This window comes from Sessilibacter sp. MAH3, assembly GCF_054658275.1.
In genome coordinates this window covers 169,917-190,448 of the sequence record NZ_BAAGIE010000001.1, presented here as the reverse complement: position 1 = coordinate 190,448, position 20,532 = coordinate 169,917, and the positions used below count along the sequence as shown (strand labels likewise).

At 43.2% G+C, this 20,532-nt stretch carries 14 protein-coding genes; all 14 read left to right on the top strand.

What is annotated here, in order from left to right; genetic code table 11:
* The first annotated feature begins 221 nt into the window (after positions 1-221).
* Entirely contained in the window at positions 222-2,924 is a 2,703-nt protein-coding gene (locus ACYQ2C_RS00750) for a molybdopterin-dependent oxidoreductase (RefSeq protein WP_460099047.1), read from the top strand.
* Between the two features lie 426 nt (positions 2,925-3,350).
* Positions 3,351-4,388 carry a GTP 3',8-cyclase MoaA gene (moaA, locus tag ACYQ2C_RS00745; protein ID WP_460099045.1) on the top strand — a complete coding sequence of 346 codons (1,038 nt, stop codon included), beginning with the start codon at positions 3,351-3,353 and terminating at the stop codon, positions 4,386-4,388.
* Positions 4,389-4,544: 156 nt separating this feature from the next.
* Positions 4,545-5,051, top strand: coding sequence for a molybdenum cofactor biosynthesis protein B (gene moaB / locus ACYQ2C_RS00740; protein WP_460048218.1), 507 nt, complete (start codon positions 4,545-4,547; stop codon positions 5,049-5,051).
* A gap of 453 nt (positions 5,052-5,504) precedes the next feature.
* The gene (locus ACYQ2C_RS00735; RefSeq protein ID WP_460048219.1) at positions 5,505-6,221 is read left to right on the top strand and encodes a hypothetical protein; all 717 of its coding nucleotides are present in this window, start codon (positions 5,505-5,507) and stop codon (positions 6,219-6,221) included.
* 78 nt (positions 6,222-6,299) lie between these two features.
* Positions 6,300-7,487: a molybdopterin molybdotransferase MoeA gene (locus tag ACYQ2C_RS00730; RefSeq protein WP_460099041.1), complete on the top strand. Its 1,188-nt coding sequence runs from the start codon at positions 6,300-6,302 to the stop codon at positions 7,485-7,487.
* 25 nt (positions 7,488-7,512) lie between these two features.
* A complete protein-coding gene (locus ACYQ2C_RS00725; RefSeq protein WP_460048221.1) occupies positions 7,513-7,812 on the top strand; it encodes a DUF1244 domain-containing protein in 300 nt (99 codons plus the stop codon).
* Between the two features lie 485 nt (positions 7,813-8,297).
* Positions 8,298-9,626, top strand: a complete 1,329-nt coding sequence (locus ACYQ2C_RS00720; RefSeq protein WP_460099037.1) for a glycerophosphodiester phosphodiesterase family protein — start codon at positions 8,298-8,300, stop codon at positions 9,624-9,626.
* Between the two features lie 408 nt (positions 9,627-10,034).
* Positions 10,035-11,786 (top strand): AAA domain-containing protein, encoded by a 1,752-nt coding sequence (locus ACYQ2C_RS00715; RefSeq protein WP_460099034.1) that lies wholly within the window; start codon positions 10,035-10,037, stop codon positions 11,784-11,786.
* On the top strand, positions 11,779-13,740 hold the full coding sequence (locus tag ACYQ2C_RS00710) for a 3'-5' exonuclease (RefSeq protein WP_460099031.1): 1,962 nt from the start codon (positions 11,779-11,781) through the stop codon (positions 13,738-13,740). Before ACYQ2C_RS00715 ends, ACYQ2C_RS00710 begins: the two co-directional genes overlap by 8 nt.
* A gap of 386 nt (positions 13,741-14,126) precedes the next feature.
* Entirely contained in the window at positions 14,127-15,617 is a 1,491-nt protein-coding gene (locus ACYQ2C_RS00705; RefSeq protein ID WP_460099029.1) for a type I restriction-modification system subunit M, read from the top strand.
* Complete coding sequence (locus ACYQ2C_RS00700; RefSeq protein ID WP_460099026.1) at positions 15,614-16,264, top strand: DUF4062 domain-containing protein; 651 nt, start codon at positions 15,614-15,616, stop codon at positions 16,262-16,264. Before ACYQ2C_RS00705 ends, ACYQ2C_RS00700 begins: the two co-directional genes overlap by 4 nt.
* Complete coding sequence (locus tag ACYQ2C_RS00695; RefSeq protein ID WP_460099024.1) at positions 16,257-17,747, top strand: RNA-binding domain-containing protein; 1,491 nt, start codon at positions 16,257-16,259, stop codon at positions 17,745-17,747. The genes ACYQ2C_RS00700 and ACYQ2C_RS00695 overlap by 8 nt, the downstream gene beginning before the upstream one ends.
* Positions 17,744-19,342, top strand: coding sequence for a type I restriction-modification system subunit M (locus ACYQ2C_RS00690; protein ID WP_460099021.1), 1,599 nt, complete (start codon positions 17,744-17,746; stop codon positions 19,340-19,342). The genes ACYQ2C_RS00695 and ACYQ2C_RS00690 overlap by 4 nt, the downstream gene beginning before the upstream one ends.
* Positions 19,343-20,530 carry a restriction endonuclease subunit S gene (locus tag ACYQ2C_RS00685; protein WP_460099019.1) on the top strand — a complete coding sequence of 396 codons (1,188 nt, stop codon included), beginning with the start codon at positions 19,343-19,345 and terminating at the stop codon, positions 20,528-20,530. It begins immediately after the preceding gene.
* Positions 20,531-20,532: the final 2 nt, after the last annotated feature.

Genomic DNA, 20,532 nt, shown 5'->3' with positions numbered 1-20,532 from the left:
TAGAACAAATTTAATGCACCAATTTATATCACTAAAGCAATTTATGTTTTTATTTAGGCACAAAAAATAATATAACCGCCTATGTTTAATGGATTTTTCTAGTATCCTCAAAGAAAAAGCTCTCAAACCGTGCAAAAAACTATTGTTTGGTTCATTTATTGCTGTATAGATTGTAACGTTGAAGAAACCTTTAATCTTGTTATCAATCCTGGAGAACTCGAGTGACATTCCTGTCGAGCAGTACAGACAACTGGATCAAAACCACCTGCGCATACTGTGGAGTAGGATGTGGTGTCGAAGCTAAGGTAGAAGAGCAAATTCCTGGGGGCGATCTGATCGTTAAAGTTCGCGGAGACGACACTCATCCAGCAAACTTCGGGCGACTCTGTTCAAAAGGTTTAGCGCTAGGCGAAACAGCCATTGCCAACGGACGCTTGCTTCATCCAAATGTGGATGGGCAAGATACCACTTGGGAAATCGCCCTAAATGAAGTTGCCACTCGATTTAAAGAAACCATAGAAACCCATGGCCCAGATTCGGTTGCGTTTTACGTCAGCGGCCAAATACTTACCGAAGACTATTATCTGGCCAATAAATTAATGAAGGGATTTATTGGCAGTGGGAATATCGATACCAACTCACGCCTTTGTATGTCATCGAGCGTTTCTGGGCACAAACGCGCCTTCGGCTCGGATACCGTCCCGAATGTTTATACCGACTTTGAGCTTTCTGATCTGGTTATTTTGGTTGGGTCAAACTTGGCTTGGTGCCATCCGGTTTTATTCCAGCGTTTAAAAGCCGCCAAAGCGCAACGCCCCGAAATGAAAGTAGTGGTTATAGACCCGCGCGCTACCGACAGCTGTGCCATCGCCGACCTGCACCTTGCGGTCAATCCGGGAACCGACGTTGCCTTGTTTAACGGTTTACTGGCCGAGCTAAGCCGTCGCGAAATTATCGACAGTAATTATGTAGATCAATACACCGAAGGCTTTGAAGACGCACTTGCCGCCGCGCAGCGTGATTGCCAAGATCACAATCAATTCTTAGAGACCCTAGGCGTTGATAACGAAAGCCTACAAACTTTTTACGACTGGTTCGCCACCACCGAGAAAACATTCACCGTGTATTCGCAGGGTGTTAACCAATCCAGTGCTGGTGTTGATAAGGTCAACGCCATCATCAACTGCCACTTTGCCACCGGTCGCATTGGCAAACCCGGCGCAGGCCCATTTTCGGTGACCGGCCAGCCCAACGCCATGGGCGGTCGTGAAGTGGGTGGACTGGCGAATACGCTGGCGGCGCACATGGAATTTGGCGATGACCAAGCCTATGCTTTGGTCTCTGAGTTTTGGCAAACCGATCGCTTGGCTAAAAAACCAGGCTTACGCGCAGTTGAGCTCTTTGATGCTGTTGCCGAAGGCAAAATCAAAGCACTTTGGATTATGGCGACCAACCCCGTGGTCAGCCTGCCGAATGCCGACAAGGTTAAAAAAGCCATCGAAGGTTGTGATTTTGTGGTGGTATCAGACTGCATTGCCGATACCGACACGTTGCGCCTTGCCGATGTAAAACTACCCGCGCAAGGTTGGTCTGAAAAATCCGGCACCGTTACCAACTCCGAGCGTCGAATTTCTCGTCAACGTAAGCTGCTACCGCCCATCGCAGATGCCATGCCCGACTGGTGGATTATCGCAGAAGTGGGTAAACGCATGGGGTTTGGCAAGGCTTTTGAGTTTGCCAGCGAAGCCGACGTATTTCGTGAACACGCCAAGCTTTCAGCCTATAAAAACTCAGGCAATCGCGACTTTAATCTGAAGAGCTTGCAAGACATTTCAAACATTGAATACGACCAGCTTCTGCCACAGCAATGGCCTTGCGTATCGCCAACACCAGAGAACGCCATTCGCAACCATCGCTTTTTTGCAGAAGGAAATTTCTTTACCAAATCCGGCCGCGGTCAATTCATCAGCGTGAGCCAACGTGCTCCGCAAACTAAGCTTTCGCGCGAATACCCAATGGTGCTAAACACCGGGCGTATTCGTGATCAGTGGCACACCATGACCCGCACCGGTTTAGCGGCCAGATTAGGCGGCCACAAACCAGAGCCGTTTCTAACCATCAACCCAAAAGATGCAGAAAATCTACAAATTAACAGCGGCGACATTGTTAAGATCACCAGTATCACCGGGCAGGCACTGGCACGCGCCGACATCAGCGATACCGTTACTCGCAACACGGTTTTTATGCCCATTCACTGGACTCAAGTAACGTCTTCCCATGGCCGAGTCGGTGCGGTGGTAACACCCGAGTTCGATGCCATCTCGGGCCAGCCAGAAGCCAAGTTCACACCCGTTACAATCAGCAACTGGGTATTTAACTCCGAAGCCGTGGTGGTAACTCGCCAAGAATTGGATATTGATAACAGCAACTACTGGGTTCGACAAACCATTAACCAAGGTTACCGATACACCATTGCTTCGCAAAAAACGCCAGAAGAACTCTCGCAATATTTGCGAGAAATAATGCCCAACGAAGACCAAATTAATTCTCTTGAACTCTCCGACATCCAAGGTAAGCACTTCCACTACGCCCGAATTCGTGTGAGCCGGTTGGTTGATTATTATCTGGTTGCCGATCGACTGAGCAATCGCGATCTAGATTGGTTGACAGAAACGTTAACCAACAAGGTTGATGTCACTACCCAGCGGTCATTGATCAGTGGTGAGGCTCAAGGTTCTTTAGCAACCGGCAAGCTGATTTGCGCCTGTAAAAACGTTGGCTTAAAAACCATTCAAAACAGCATTCGCGAAAACCAAATCACCTGCGTGGGCGCCATTAGTGAGTCCACCGGTGCGGGCACAGGTTGTGGCTCTTGCGTTATGGAACTGGAAAAAATTCTCGAAGAAACCTTGGTACAAAACTAAATTTTTCAAACGCTCGCAGTGAGAAACCTCTACAAATATCGCCTGAAGCCGGTACTTAAATGCGCTGGCTTTCACCGCACAACGTCACCAAATTCTCGAAAATACCGTGTCAGGCAACCTGCAACTTGAAATATTTACGAAATCACGGGAGTATCAAAGCAATTTTATTGGTCTTTGAGATTTCGAATCGCGCCCAAAAGCACGGCAAGTAAACTAAAGGAAACTCTTATTAACCCAGAGTTTCCCACGACACAAAGATGTGTCACCAATTTCAAGAACGGTAAGTGATTGTAATTGTGAAGAAATTGGAAATCGCGTTGTCAAACTCTGCCTTCTGCTTAAATCATGGATGAGTTAATCACATGGATGAGTTAATCAGAAATTGCTCAATAAAAAAGACCGAACCATTAATCTATAAGTCTACTCATGCCAAAACCCATTCAAAACGCATCTAGCCCAACAACACAAATTGAATCGACGCCAAAGCTCGTCGACTCTTTTGGGCGAGCAATCACTTACTTACGGTTATCCGTAACCGATCGTTGCGATTTTCGATGTGTGTATTGTATGGCAGAGGAAATGACCTTTGTACCCAGAGCGCAACTGTGCACCCTAGAAGAATTGGCACAAATTGCTCAGGCGTTTACCGAACTGGGTGTAACCAAGATTCGCCTGACCGGCGGCGAACCACTTATCCGCAGAAGCGTAGAAACCTTGCTTGGCGAATTAGGTGCAATCAAAGCTCTGAATGAGTTAGTCATCACTACCAACGGTTCACACTTAAAAGAACACGCCCAAGCACTTAAAGACGCTGGAGTAAAACGCATTAATGTCAGCCTTGATACTCTCGACCCCATTCAATTTAAAGAACTAACCCGAACCGGTAACTTGAACACGGTGCTTGAAGGTATCGACTACTGTAAGAGCCTAGATTTTGCGCGCATCAAATTAAACGCCGTTATTTTAAAACACAGAAATCTCGATCAAGTTATTCCGCTCATCGAGTTCGCCAAAAACCATCGGCTCGACATCAGTTTTATTGAAGAAATGCCTTTGGGTGTTATTACCGAACACCAACGCGACCAAGAATTCGTCAGCAGTGCGCAATTGCGTGAGTTAATCACCGAATGTTTCGATATTGAAACCAGCAGCGAAAATACTGGCGGCCCTTCGCGATATTGGCAAGTGAAAGACAGCTCAACCAAAATTGGTTTTATTTCACCGCACAGCGAAAACTTTTGCGCGAGCTGTAACCGCGTTCGCGTCAGCGCCGAAGGTAAATTACTGCTGTGTTTGGGTAACGAACATGCGGTCGATCTTAAAGCCGTGCTTCGTGCTCATCCCAACAATATTGAAAAACTCAAACAAGCCATTGTGAATGCCATTGGCAAAAAGCCAGAAAAGCATCATTTTGAGCAAGATGACGTGCAAATTGTGCGATTTATGAACGCCACCGGCGGCTAGATTTAACACACATAATCCGCACAGTTTTTGCAAATCTCAAAACAAAGCATTTGCTTTTGCCAGACAATAATTGCCAGACAATGATCACCTGGAATTAGTCATCAGGCTAAGCCATCGAACACGTATTTTTAAACTCGACATCAGAACGATTTCACCATGACCAACGCAAAAGAATTTACGCCATTAAACATTGCGGTTTTAACCATTAGCGATACTCGCGACGAATCCACCGATACCTCCGGCGACCTGCTCAAAAACTGCCTACAAACAGACGGCCACAACTTTATTGAGAAAGTTATCGTTAAAGACGACATTTACCAGATTCGCTACGCACTATCGCGCTGGATTGCCGATGCTAATGTTCAAGTCGTCGTAACTACCGGCGGCACCGGCTTCTCTGGCAGAGACAGCACCCCCGAGGCCGTAACACCGCTATTCGATCAAGAAATTATCGGCTTTGGAGAACTGTTCCGCCAGATATCCTATGAGCAAATTGGCAGCTCGACGGTGCAGTCACGATGCGTTGCTGGCATTGCCAACAAAACCGCCATTTTCTGTCTACCCGGCTCAAACAACGCCTGTGAAACCGGCTGGACAAAAATCCTAAAAGAACAGCTCGACAGCCGCCATCGTCCTTGTAATTTTGTTGGCCAGTTAATTTAAGTACTAAAAACGCGGTTTTTCGTGGTTAAAACAATCAAATAGCAAACTCAAAGAAACTCTGATTAACCTAGAGTTTCCGGTGACACAAGGATGTGTCGCCAAATTCAAGAACGGTAAGTGATTGAAATTGCAAAGAAATTGGAAATCGCATTGTCAATTTCTGTCTTCTGATTAAATCATGGAGGAGTTAATCAGAAGTTCGTTAGTTCGTCGCGGGTCGAATAACACCGAAAAATTTGATGAGACCTGACTACAATAAAACCTAGTGTTTAACACACGGGTTATTGTAGGCTTAGATGTAGAAATACATGCCGATTAATATGAGTTGAGTTGACTAAGCGTTACGAGTAGATTCATAAAATCGGCCTCGCCCTTTAGGAAAAGAGCTCAAATTTTATCAAAATGCTAACCAAATCCATCGCTAGGCTACCTATTGTTTCATTAAGCCCAATTATGGCTTTTATTGCCGCACTCAGCTTTATGGGTGCAAGCCATGCTGAGCAACAATTGCCCAACACGCCAGATTTGCCAGTATTTTCGGTAACAACACCGTCACCCATTACCGATTATTCCACTATATCGAATGCCCACATTGAAAAGCTGTCGAAGGTCTTTGAATCATTGGGTTACCAGCTTTACATGCATTTAGAGATTTCCAACGCCACTAAGCGACTGTTTGACGGCCAACGCTACGATGGCGCGATATTTCTAGAAGACCAAGATCAATCCAAAGAAGGTGTGCGTATTGAGCCACCACTTGAAAAAGCCTATTTAGATTTCTTTTGCTTAATGGAAAATCGATCAAGATTCGATTTAAGCGGAATTCCAGAGGGCACCACCATCGCCACAACCGGCCTTGGTAAATCTCTTTTAAATAAAACTTACCCTAATTTATCGTTAAATATCTTGGTGGCAAATCATCCAGAACACCTACTGAGATTGGTTAAATCCGGCCGCGCCGAGCTTGGCTTAACCGGCCGACCGTTAATTCTTTCTGATCTCGCCAAAGACGAAAACGGCAATCCATTATTTACTATGCTGCCCGATGGCACCATTGAGCGAGGTTTATACTTATATTTGCCCGAAAAACATCGAGAATTAAAACAACCTCTCGAAGAATTACTGCAAAAAATTTATTTTCCCGCGGCAAAGTCTTTAAGCAATAACTGAGTCAATGTTAATCGAGATAAATTCGATACCAGTTACAAGCACCCATCGTTCATTAATACTCAATAATTCTATAAATACATGAATCAACTAATCGATATCATTAATAATATTGTTGACACTGCGCCGCGTATTTCTGAGTACGAAACCGTTACCTTAGATCAAGCGCTGAACCGCGTATTAAAAAATGCGCAAGTTAGCTCAATACCTGTTCCACCCAACGATAACAGTGCGATGGACGGTGTCACCATTAACAGTCAACAGCAAGTACCGGGAGAATGGTTACCGATTTCGCAAACTATATTCGCCGGCCATCCGCCCAATGCATTAACGAGCAATACCGCCGCTCGAATTTATACCGGCAGTGAAATACCCGCAAATGCCGACGCTGTGGCCATGCAAGAAGACTGTGAATTTAATGAAGATAAAACCCAGGTAAAAATTAATATCACCTTAAAACCGGGTGAAAATATTCGTCCCCAAGGCCAAGATATCCAATTGGGCGAAGAAATTATTCCAGCAGGTCAACGGCTAAAACCGCAGGACATAGGCTTATTGGCGTCTATCGGTATTCACGAAATTCAAGTGGTTCGCAAACCTAAAGTTGCGATCTTCTCCACGGGAGATGAGTTGGTAAATCCCGGCGAAGAACTCGCACCCGGTAAAATCTATAATTCCAACCAATATTTATTGATAGCAGCGCTCACCGCACTGGGTTGTGAAGTAAAAAATTTGGGTAAAGCCGAAGACACTTTAGAGGCCACCAAAGAAATACTGCAACAAGCCGCTAAAGCAGATTGTATTATTACCACCGGCGGTGTCTCTGTTGGCGATGCCGACTGGGTAAAACAAGCCGTTAGCGAATTAGGCGAGCTTAAAAATTGGAAATTACCCATTAAACCCGGTAAACCGCTAGCCTACGGCATTATTAACAACACTCCCTTTTTCGGTTTACCCGGCAACCCAGTTGCCGTATTTAATACTCTGTTATTAATTGTTAAACCGTATTTATTTAAAATGCTGGGCAGCAACCAACCCCTAAAAACTCGTAAATTTAAAACTAATTTTAGTCATAAAGCGCCTTCACGCATTAACTTTTTACGCGTTAAATTTAACGAACAAGGCGATTTAGAAAAATTCAGCAACCAAAGCTCCGGCGTGCTTTCATCAGTCACCTGGGCCGATGGATTGGCCATAGTTCCTATTGATAAAACGGTAAAAAGTGGCGATAAACTTGACGTCATTTTATTAAACGACTCTATTTTTTAATATTAACTCTAGAAAGAATTAAACCATGACAGACTACACACAAGAAGAAATTGAACTACAAGCGGCAACCTTCAGACGTTTATTAGAGCATTTAGACGATCGCAAAGACGTACAAAATATCGACCTTATGAACCTAGCCGGTTTTTGCCGAAACTGTTTGAGCAAATGGTACTCCGCTGCCGCCGCTGACCAAAATATCGACATCGATTACGAAAAAGCACGCGAAATTGTTTATGGTATGCCCTACTCCGAATGGAAAAATCAATACCAAAAAGAAGCGACGCCTGAGCAACTGGCGAAATTTAATGCTCAAAGCACTAAATAGAAAGCGCTGATTAACTCAGAGTTTTCATTGACACAAGGATGTGTCACTAATGTCAAGAACGATGATTGATTGAAATTGTGAGAAATTGGAAATCGAATTTTCAACTTCTACCTCCTGATTAAAATAATCATTTTAATCAAAGCTTCTTTTCAAATCCCACAAAAATCCCGCAAAAGATCACCTAAAAAGCTTATCAAATTATCTACAAATAAAATAATTGCATAAGCGCACTCGATAAAACACCTTTATTCACAAAAATACATTGCGTCATACAACCGTAATCATAACACCATAAAAACCACGTAGATTACTCAAAAAGAATCATTGATCACCGAATCCATAATTCGATTTGTGATTCCTAATCATTGATGCAAGAAAACCTAGTACATAAAGAACGTCACCTAAAAAATTGTACATTGAACCAAGCAATGATGGTCTTAAAAAAATACGACCATCTATTTACCTAACATCAAGGAATTAGTTTTATGAGATTATTTCGCTTGAACACACCCTATAAAGCTTTTATTAAAGCATCAAGCTTTGCAATTACGCTTGCACTAACGTTAACAACAACCGTTTATGCAGAGCCCCAAAGGCCCAACTTTTTTAATAAAACTGCCAATATTCAACTCGGGCCTCGCCCATCTTATTTAATTGAAGGGCTTCCACAAGGAAAATTAAAAACGACCTTGCAACAATGTGAAAATCGCCGTTTTGTAAAAACCGATTTTTCTATCGGTCACAGAGGCGCTCCGTTACAATTTCCGGAACACACTCGCGAATCCTACGAAGCGGCGGCAAAAATGGGCGCTGGCATATTAGAGTGCGACGTAACATTTACTGCTGACGGCGAACTGGTTTGCCGCCACGATCAATGTGATTTACACACCACTACTAACATAATTACCACCGATTTAAATCAACAATGCACCGTACCTTGGAACGAAGATAACCCAAATCCAAGCTCGGTAAAATGCTGTGCCAGCGATATTACACTAGCGCAATTTAAAACCTTAAAAGGCAAAATGGATTCGTTTAATCCGCAAGCAACAACTGCCGTAGATTATTTGGGTGGCGTACCCAGTTGGCGTACCGAAAACTACGACAGCCGTGGCACATTAATGACTCATAAAGAAAGTATCGAACTGTTTAAATCACTGGGCAGAAAATTCACACCAGAATTAAAAGGCCCAGACGGAACAGCAAACCTACAAATAGAAGACATTTTTGGCTCACAAGAAAACTATGCCCAAAAAATGCTGGACGAATATCGCGAAGCTGGAGTCTCACCCAAAAATGTTTACCCGCAATCGTTTAATTTAAACGACATTTTATATTGGATTGAAAACGAACCCGAATTCGCTCAACAAGCGGTATTTTTAGATGGCCGCTACGCTACGGGAATTAATCCAAACGACGCCTCAACATTTAACCCAACCATGGATGAACTGGTAAAACAAGGCGTAAAAATAATTGCCCCACCAATCTTTATGCTACTTGCAGTAGAAAATAACGGAGAAATTGTTCCTTCAGTCTATGCTCGTGAAGCCAAAAAAGCAGGCCTTGATATTATCACCTGGTCACTCGAACGATCAGACATCCGCCAAGGGTCACGCAGAGGCACCGACGCCCAAGGTAATATTCTTGCCGACTTCTACTACCAATTTGACATAAACCCAGAAATACAAACCGTAAACAGCGACGGCGACTTATATCGCGTGGTAGACGTACTCGCCCAAGACGTTGGCGTAATTGGCATATTCTCAGACTGGCCCGCAACCGTTACCTACTACGCTAATTGTATGAAACTCTAGAAGCCGCTGATTAAGACTATTTATAGGAACCTCTGATTAACTCCTCCATGATTTAATCAGAGGACAGAAATTGAAAATACGATTTCCAATTTCTTCACAATTTCAATCACTTACCGTTTTTGAAATTGGCGACACATCTTTGTGTCACAAGAAACTCTAGGTTAATCAGAGTTTCTTATCCAACTCCAATATCCAGCCATTTACCTGCATAAATACTAACCATTTAAAAACGATCAAACCGCTCATAGAAAAACTTGAGAGTTACTCTTCATTCGATTATCGTCCTTTCTCATATCAAACTTAGGTTTAAGGCCACTTAACCCTTTAATATGATGCATTTGACGCCATACCCACGACATTAATTACAAATTTGATATTTTATAACCAAAAGAATTAAAGGAAATTAAGTTGAGTATTAAAAAAATACTTGATGACTTAAGAGCTTTTGTTGAAAAAGAACACAAAGCAAACTTTGCTAAACTGCATGAAATTTGGCAGAAGCCAACCTCACAAAAGTTAGAATCAGGTGAAACCCAAGGCATTTTTTCTATAGAAGTTGAAGACAAAAAACATCTAATTCTAACTCTTGGAATAGAGGAATCGCGATTTCGTGAAGGCGATATGATTTGCCTACATCGTGGCAACCCGAATCTAGATGCTTTTGTGCGCCAAGCCGTAATCGAGGCTGAGTCCGACGGTGAATGGTTAATACGAGGCGAGTTTGATGAAGCAGTAATCCGGTCGCTTGAGGGGCCTTATTTTGCTGATACAGACGTAATGGATTTGAAACCGTTCTTCGATACTGCTCTTGATGACATTGCTAGCTCATCAAATGGTCGTAATATAATCATTCCTCTACTGGCGGGTGAATTAGACACTAATCACATATTTACAGATAATTTTGATAATGCAGCAGATTTCGCTGAGAACGAAGGTTTAAACGAAAAACAAACTCAAGCTGTAGCTTTGGGTGTTGCCGCAAAATATCTCGCGTGTATTCAAGGCCCGCCTGGCACTGGTAAAACCAGAGTTATTAGTCTAATTGCAAAGTTACTAGTATCCGAAGGCCAAAGAGTACTAATAACTTCGCACACACACATGGCGATTAATAACGCGCTTAATAAAATCTCTGAAGAACAAGTGCCCGTTATTAAAGTTGGTGCAAATAGTACTACAAAGGGTTTGAATGATTCCGTTCCGCAATTTAACTCAGGTTCAGATTGGGAAGACAGGCCTGACTCAGGTTACGCCATCGGCGCAACACCCTTCTCAACCTGTTCTATGCGTCTAGAAAACTTTGATTTTGACACTGTTATTTTCGATGAGGCCAGTCAAATTACCGTCCCTCTAGCGATAATGGCAATGCGCAAGGCAAAACGATTTGTCTTTGTCGGCGACCACAAACAATTACCCCCGGTTGTTTTGTCTAAATCTGTACTTGATGAAACATCTTATTCTGTTTTTTCCAAGCTAATTTTGCAAAGCCCCGAAACATCAGTAATGCTCAGCGAAACCTATCGCATGAATCAGTGGTTAGCACATTGGCCAAGCAAGCAATATTACCAAAGTAATTTGGTCTCAACTGGAAAAAATAAACAAAGAAGACTTTCACTTAATAATGAATCAAAGCAATTTTCTGAAATTTATTCCAATAACCATCCTTTTACATTTATACCAAGTCCTGGCCTAAACACGCGCACACACAGCGACAACGAAGCAAAACTTGTTACAGACCTCATAAAATACGCAAGTACCGCCAACCTCGCACTGAAAGATATAGGAGTCGTAACACCTTATCGAAATCATGGCAAACTAATCCGCAAAAAACTCGCCGAGAACTTCGGGTTTTCTTTATCAAAAGACATAGTTACCGATACAGTTGAGCGTATGCAAGGTCAAGAGCGTGAACTCATTATTATTTCTATGTGCTCTACGGACAAGCAATTTATACAGTCTGTCGCGCACTTTTTATTTCAACCAGAACGATTAAACGTAGCAATTACTCGCCCAACGGTAAAATTAATATTAATAGGCCCAGAATTACCTGAGAACTTTACTCTTCAAAATCGCCAATCCAATATTCATGAATATATAGCGGCGTATAAAGATCTAGTAAAAACGGCATGGCAAGTTAGACTTGATGGAGATGTTTATGGCTAAATTGATGGATTCACTTACCGGTCTAAGCCACAGCGTTCGAAGGAAATACAAAAAAGTTTTCGAAAAGCTAAGCGATGAATATATCGTTAGAACTCCAGTACTTGATACCAATGCAATTGCTAACGTAATTATTGAAGGGCCGAATCAATCTTGGTTATTAATTGGCGATCATCCAGCTCCTCCTGAACTAACCGAACTAAACAACTACCTTTTGCTCAATGAAAGGCTGCACTCAAACGGTTACAGCCGATTAATTTACTTAGCCGTATGCCAGTATAATGAATCTCTTTTTGTAGACATAAACTATAACGAACACAATGTATTTGTCGTTACACACGAAGAATTTTGGGAAAACGGTATAACCCAAATACATAAACTATTATGCCAGTTTAATCATGACGCTCATCATTGGATAAAAAAAACCATTATTTCTGAATCTGTTGTTAATGCGTCATGCACAACTCGAAGAGAACTTGTAGCTCGTGATAATAACGCAAAATTAGATAATTTTTTTCTCGACTACGATCAAGAGCAAGCCACTAAATATGACATGTGGGATGATCCGGTTTCTGGCGAATTAGACGAGTCCTTCTCTGTTCGTTTAATTAATGGCGTTGCTGGCTGTGGCAAAACCCTAATACTCATAAATAGAGCGATCTTGTACTGCAAGAAATATCCGCAGAAAAAATCATTATTGCTTATTCACAACAATCCCATTATAAAAGATATTACTTATAAGTTTAAAACTCATTTAAAAGGTCAGCCGAGCAATCTTACTATTTGTACGTTTCATAAATACGCTAGAGATCAGCAATTAAAATTAACAAAAAAAGTACGCTCTTTATTCAGAGACAATGACCTAATACTATTCAAAAAGCAATTATTTACAAACGATTCTGAAGCCTACAAATCATTAAACCTTTCAGACAATCAACTATGGTCAGAGCTTGAGTATATTAACGAGTTCTTAATAAAAAATAAAAACGAATACCTAGAATACGACCGACATGGCCGAGGATTCGCGTTACAAAAAACCCAAAGAGAACATATATGGGAGATCTATGAGGCCGCATGTAAACTAATGTCTTCACCACAAAACGGCTTTCTTCCAAGCTTATACATACGCAACCTCTGCTTAAATGAAGAGCAAAACATTAATTTCGATTTATATGACCATATACTAATCGACGAGGCTCAATTTTTTGCTCCATCTTGGTTAGAGCTTGTAAAAAAATCTATCAAACAAGATGGACAATTATTTATATGCGCCGATCCAAACCAAGGTTTTTTAAAAAATCATCTAAGTTGGAAAAGTGTTGGCTTAAATGTACGTGGTAGAACAAAAAAACTTAATTACTCGTACCGAACCACCTACGAAATAATGATCGCTGCAAACGCACTACTTGCTTATTTAAACGACGATTCGGAAGATTTTATTCAACCCGACTTATCTCGTATGACCCGAGGACAAAAACCCCAAGTCATTTATTCAGACACTCAGCAAGACGAACAACAACGTTTTCTCAACGAAATAACCGCTTGCGTAAAAGAACACAAAATTCCGCTCGGACAAATTATCGTGTTATGCAGCGATGTCATTAATCCTTGGAGTGTTACACGAGATATAGAAAAACGACTAGGCCCAAAAACAGCTTTAAATTTAAATGATCCAAAAGAATCAACCGATTATGCTGAAAGAATTCGCATAATGACAATCAATAGCTGCACCGGTATGGAATCAGGAGTGATATTTGTTTTAGGCGTTGGTAACTTAATAGATCAAGCTAATAACATAGACCTTAGCGAAGAGGAAAAAACTACTATCTACCAAGAATCTACTCGTAAACTTTATGTAGCCATGACACGAGCGGGACAAAGACTGGTATTATTTTCAACACATCAACTACCTAAAAATGTAGAAGAATATGTAATTACAGAGGGCCGCACGTTTTAACTGAATTAAAGGGACATACCTTAAAAAAACAGTTTTGGATATATTAAGGCTGAGCTTAAATAAGTCTAAAAGACTCTAATTAGCCCTGTTTTTAGTAACACAGGGCTGCAGCCACCAACTACAATAATTTGTAAATAAAAATAAAGAATTTAGTAACTTGCATTTTTCCATTTCCACCACCTGATTAAATCATGGATTAGTTAATCGGAGATTCTTATGGATTAGAGAACCAACTAATTACTTCGCCCTAACTCTCTATTAAATAATTTTAAATGCACTTCGAGCAAAACCGTAAACCTATGTGAAAGGATAAAATAATGTCAGATTAAATCGACTAATTATCGTAAACTATCTGAAGTACTTATCATATTAAGAAAATTGACTGAATGACACTCGTAAATCTAAAAGATCTAGAAGCTCACTTGTGGCATGCCGCTCACATCATTACCGGCCCAATAGATGCTTCCGACTACAAAACGTACATTTTCCCAATACTGTTTTTTAAGCGAATCTGTGATGTCTATGACGAAGAGCTTCTGCTGGCTCTCGAACAAGTTGGCGATGAAGACCTAGCCAAAGCCGACATGTTCCACCGCATTCAAATACCAGAAAGCTGTCACTGGAAACATGTCTTCGCCGAAGTAAAAGACGTTGGTCAAGCATTAAAAGACGCTTTTCGTGGAATAGAGTTAGCTAATCCAAAACTGCACGGTATCTTTGGGGATGCGAGCTGGACTAACAAAGAACGACTTTCTGACGAGCTTCTTAGCACACTTCTTGGTCATTTTAACAAGGTTAATCTAGGCGTTGCCTGTGTTCGTAACGACGATATGGGACGCGCATACGAATACCTTATCAAGCGTTTTGCGGATAAAGCCAACAAAAAAGCCGGTGAGTTCTACACCCCCAGAAGCATCGTACGTTTAATGGTAAACGTACTTGACCCAAAAGTCGGAGAAAGTATTTACGACCCAGCTTGTGGAACCGGGGGCATGCTTCTAGAGACGGTCCACCATGTAAAAAGTACCGGTAGTGACCCTCGCCTTTTAATCCTAAAAGGACAAGAAAAAAATCTTACAACTGAAGCAATTGCACGAATGAATTTATTCCTTCATGGCATGGAGGACTTCGAGATTATTCGCGGTGACACCTTAAGAAACCCTAAATTTTTGCAGAATGATCAACTCGAGAAATTTGATAACGTCATTGCTAATCCGCCATTCAGCCTAAAAGAATGGGGCTACGACCAGTGGAGCAACGACCCATTTGCACGCAACCAGTTTGGCCTGGCACCTAAAACCAATGGTGACTTTGCTTGGGTACAGCACATGTTTTCCAGTCTCAAGCCGGAGACTGGCCGCATGGCAGTAGTTTTACCTCACGGAGTTTTATTTCGTGGTGGCGCTGAAGGAAAGATTCGTAAATCTCTTTTAGAGAAAGGTCATATAGAAACTATTATCGGATTGGCCTCTAATCTGTTTTATGGAACTGGAATTCCAGCCTGTATATTAATACTACAAGCCAAGTCAGAACCAAAAGAGCCCGTTCTAATCATCAACGCCGAAGAAATATTTTCAAAAGGTCGCGCACAAAATACCTTAAGTAATGACCAAGCCGATGAAATTTACGAGATATACCAATATCAATTAAAAGATTACAGCCACGAAAAAGAAGGCGTTGCTCGCTGGGTGCCATTCAGTGAAATTGAAGAAAACGACTTCAACCTCAATATCGCGCGTTATGTACAAAAACCACTGGAAGAAGAAACCATCACAGTGGAAGAAGCGCTAAAAGACTTCCAACAAAAACTGGCCGCCCTAGAGCAAGCCGAAAATGAACTGGAAGCATTGCTGATCATGGAAGGGTTTGAACTGTGAGTAACAAGAAGCTGAAGATTATGGTTTCTTCAACAGTTTACGGTGTAGAAGAGTTGCTAGACCGCGTCTTTGCATTGCTAACTGGTTTTGGTTACCAAACCGAGTATGGGTATGAAGTACTCATGTCACACAAAGGAACAGTGCCGGTATCGTCCAACGAAACCGCCTTCGAAAGCTGCTTAAAAGCAGTAGAAAAATGTGACCTATTTTTAGGCATCATTACGCCGCAATATGGCAGTGGACTTGACGCAACTGGCCTATCCATTACTCATCAGGAAATGAAAAAAGCCATTGAGTTAAATAAACCTCGCTGGTTTTTAGCGCATGACCATGTCGTATTTGCGCGCCGAATGCTAATGGATTTAGGTTATAAAAACCGTGATGATAGAAGTAAGTTAGAACTAAAAAGAGGTGCAAGCTCCATCTCTAACTTAAAAGTTATCGACTTATATGAAGATGCGACAATGGAACATCTTCCGTTGGATGAAAGGCAGGGTAACTGGGTTCAAAAATTTCAATCTGATTTAGATGCCAGTGTTTTTGTTACTGCGCAGTTTTCAAGATATCAAGATGTTGAAGAGCTATTGAAACAACATTTTGAGAACGCAGAATTAGTCGGTAAGAAGTTTGGAGCAAGCCATGAGTAAAACGGCCGCACAACTCACACAACTACTGTCGTTGGGCGAAAACCAAACCCTTGAATACCTTACCAGCTGCGAGTTAAAACACTGCGGCCCGCAGGTTTGCGCCTTTTTAAATAGCCAAGGTGGATACCTGCTATGTGGGGTTGATGATAAAGGCCAAATCAAGGGCGTAAAAGGTGCCCAACAAGTAGCTGAACAGCTCGAAAGCCAGCTTAAATCGGCGATTCAACCGCCAGTACTGTTTTCGGTAGAAGTTCAGCAAGTCGAAACTAGACAATTATTAGTGGTTGAGGTACCGGCTGGCAAAGACATTCCTTACGCCTTTAACAGTGATATCTACATACGTGCAGGCGAGCAAACCCAAAAAGCCGATGTCGATACCATCCGCGATATGGTCATGCGCAAGCAAGTAGAACCTACCCGCTGGGAGCGTTTGTTCTCGTCTGAACTCGACGAACAAGGTTTATCAACCAGTGCTTGTAATAAGCTGCTATCTGCCAAACGCATTCCCAAAGAAGTCACGCAAGCCGAACAAGGCTTACTGCACCAATTGCAATTGTTATCGTTGGCCAAATACGGCCGCTTAACCAATGCCGCCGATGTATTACTGGCCAGTGCGCCGGGTAAACGCCATCCGCAAGCCCGCGTGCGCGCTGTGTGTTATCGCCATAAGGCCGACGACGAATATCAGGATTTACAGCACCTCGATGGTCCAATGGCCGAGGTGATCGAGCAGCTGATCACCTTTGTGATGCGCAATACGCCATCGCGCGCACGCTTTAGCAGTGCTAATAATCAGCGCGAAGACATCCCCATGTACCCAGAACAAGCGGTACGCGAAGCCATTGTCAACGCCTTTGCCCACCGCGATTACAGCAGCTTTGCCGGCGGCATTAAGGTTGAAGTTAGCCCTGCGCACCTGAAAATATGGAATGCCGGTGCGTTTCCGCAAGGCATCGACGAGCACAAAATTCAGCAAGGCCATATCTCGGTACTGCGTAACCCAGACATCGCCCACGGTTTATACCTGCAAGGCTATATGGAAAAGCTCGGCCGCGGCAGTGTAGTCATTCAACAAGTTTGCAAAGCAGCGGGCCTACCCGCACCAAAATGGCACTCCGACAGTACATCCGGAGTGACTTTGACCTTGTTCGCCACGGAAGACACCACGGAAGACACCACGGAAGACACCACGGAAGTCACCACGGAAGTCACCACGGAAGTCACCACGGAAGTCGCACGGATGATCAGCCTCATGAGCCAAGAGCACAGCCGCGACGAATTAATGGCATTAATGGCACTGAAAAACGCCGAGCATTTCCGTAAACACTACTTAAAACCGGCTCTGGAGGTCACCCCAGCCTTGGTAGAAATGACCATTCCAGACAAGCCAACCAGCCGTAACCAAAAATACCGTTTAACCGCGCTTGGCCAGAAGCTAAAGCAACAAGTGCAGCAGCAACTAAGCGATAAGAAGACATCATGAGCGCATTAAATAAGAAAAAGTTAGAGGATTTACTCTGGGGTGCGGCCGAGTTTTTGCGCGGCCAAATCGACGCCTCAGATTACAAACAGTACATCTTCCCGCTGCTGTTTTATAAGCGCCTTTCGGATGTGTATTTGGAAGAATACACCGAAGCATTGGAGATCCATGAAGGCGATGCCGAATACGCCGCCATGCCCATGTTTCACCGTTTTGATATTCCCAAGGAAGCCCGCTGGGAAAAGGTGCGCCACACCAGCAAAAACATTGGTGAAGCCATTCAAACTGCTTTACGCCTTATTGAAGCCAATAACCCGCGCTTACATGGCGTGTTTGGTGATGCCCAGTGGACCAATAAAGAGCGCCTGCCCGATCACCTGTTGTCTGATCTGATTGAGCACTTCAGTAAAATTCCGCTGGGCATTAAATCGGTCGCTCAGGATGATCTGGGTGAGGCTTACGAATACCTCATCAAAAAATTTGCCGACGACTCCGGCCATACCGCTGCCGAGTTTTATACCAACCGCACCGTCGTGCATTTAATGACACGCATCATGGGCTTAAAGCCCGGTGAAACAGCTTACGACCCCACCTGCGGCACCGGTGGCATGTTGCTTAATGCGGTCATGGACCTGCGTTCGCAAGGACAAGAGTGGCGTGGCGTTCATTTATATGGCCAAGAAGTGAACTTGCTCACCTCAGCGATAGCCCGTATGAACATGTTTTTGCACGACATTGAAGAGTTCGACGTGCTGCGCGGCGATACCCTAGCCGAGCCCAAGTTTATTGAAAACGACCAGCTCAAGCAGTTTGATGTGATTTTCGCCAACCCGCCATATTCGATTAAAAAGTGGAACCGCGATAAGTTTGCCGCCGACCCTTACGGACGAAACCTCTACGGCGTACCACCACAAGGCTGTGCCGATTATGCGTTTTACACCCATATCATCAAAAGCCTGAAACCCGACACTGGCCGCGCCGCCATGCTCTGGCCACACGGCGTATTGTTCCGTGACTCCGAGCAAAGCATTCGCAAACAGGTAATCGAGTCGGACATTATCGAAGCGGTGATTGGCCTTGGGCCCAACCTGTTTTACAACTCGCCGATGGAGTCCTGCGTGGTGGTGCTGAATTGCAATAAACCCGCCGAGCGCAAAAACAAGGTGTTGTTTATCAATGGCGTGGAACACGTTACCCGCGAACGCGCCCACAGCCGATTGTCGGATGATGACTTAGCCGTTCTCTGTGAAGCTTACTTCACGCCCGAAAAGCAAAGCGACATCACCGCATTAGTGGATATCGCCACCATCAAAGAGAACCTCTACAACCTGTCGATTCCGCTTTATGTGCAGGCACAAAACAATGGCGAAGTGCACGATATTGAGCATGCCATCGAGGCATGGAAGGTTAGCCGGGTGCAATTAAAAAAACAGACCAATAAGTTATTCCAAAGCCTCGCGCAATTAGGTTACGACATACAAGGAAGTATGAGTGTCGCGAAAGGCACGACTGCAAGGATGCAGGAGGTAGAGCAACGCAAGGAGCAGTTGCCGAGGACGCCGGGAGCGACCAAGGTTGAAAGCAAGGTGGAGCAGTAAATGAGCGATCAACAATTACCCGAAGGTTGGCAAATGGTGAAGTTTGGCGATATCGCCAAGCATATCTCCAAGCGTGTCGAGCCCAGTGAAACCGAGCTTGAAGTCTATGTTGGACTGGAGCATTTGGACCCGGACAGCTTGCATATTAAGCGGCACGGTGTACCCAGTGATGTGGCAGGCCAAAAACTTTTGGTGAATAAAGGCCAAATCATTTTTGGTAAACGCCGCGCCTATCAGCGTAAAGTGGCAGTGGCAGACTGGGACTGTATTTGCTCGGCACATGCTATGGTGCTTGAAGCGAACCCTAAAAATGTAATGCCAGAATTCTTGCCATTTTTTATGCAGTCCGATGTTTTTATGAATCGTGCGGTTGCAATATCGGAAGGCTCGCTCTCACCGACTATTAAATGGAAGGTTTTATCTCAGCAAAGCTTCCAAATACCCAGTTGTAGAAAATTAATCGAAAGCAAATTAAAACTAGTAGGCAAAGTTGATAAGGCAATTGAAGTAGCTGAAAAGTCGATTCAACAAGGGAATAAAATGATTGATGTGCTTTTGGAGCAGAGAGTCTGGAGAGAAGGAGGCTCTATGGCACTCGGAGAGAAAAGACGACAGCAACCTCTTAGGGAAGTGGCACACATTGAGCCTGGATATGCATTCAAAAGTAAAGATGCAAAGTCAGACGGTACTAAATGGTTAAAGATTGCAAATGTTGGATTGGGTGAGGTTACCTGGGATGAAAAATCTTTTTTGCCTGAAAACTTTTTAGAGCTACATAGCCAATTCTCTCTCAAGAAAGGTGAAATTGTAATGGCCATGACAAGGCCGATTCTTTCTGAAAGACTAAAGCTCGCGGTAGTAACAGAATGCGACGTTCCTTCTTTGCTAAACCAACGAGTATGCAGGATTCGAGCAAAAGGTAATTCTTACGCTAACGAACAGCTATCGATATTGCTTCGTTCTAAGCACGTTGTTCGCAATATCAGTGTTTGCATACTCGGTACGGACCCTCCGAATATAAGTGGAAGAGAGATCGAAAATATTAGAATTCCTGTCATTGGTGATAAGGAGAGAGACGATGTATTTAACGACATTGAAAGCCTTTCGAAATCTATTAGCATCTTAAAAAATAAAGTAGTGGCTTTAGTCGAGATTCGGAAGAGTATTATAAATAGCATGGTAATGTAATT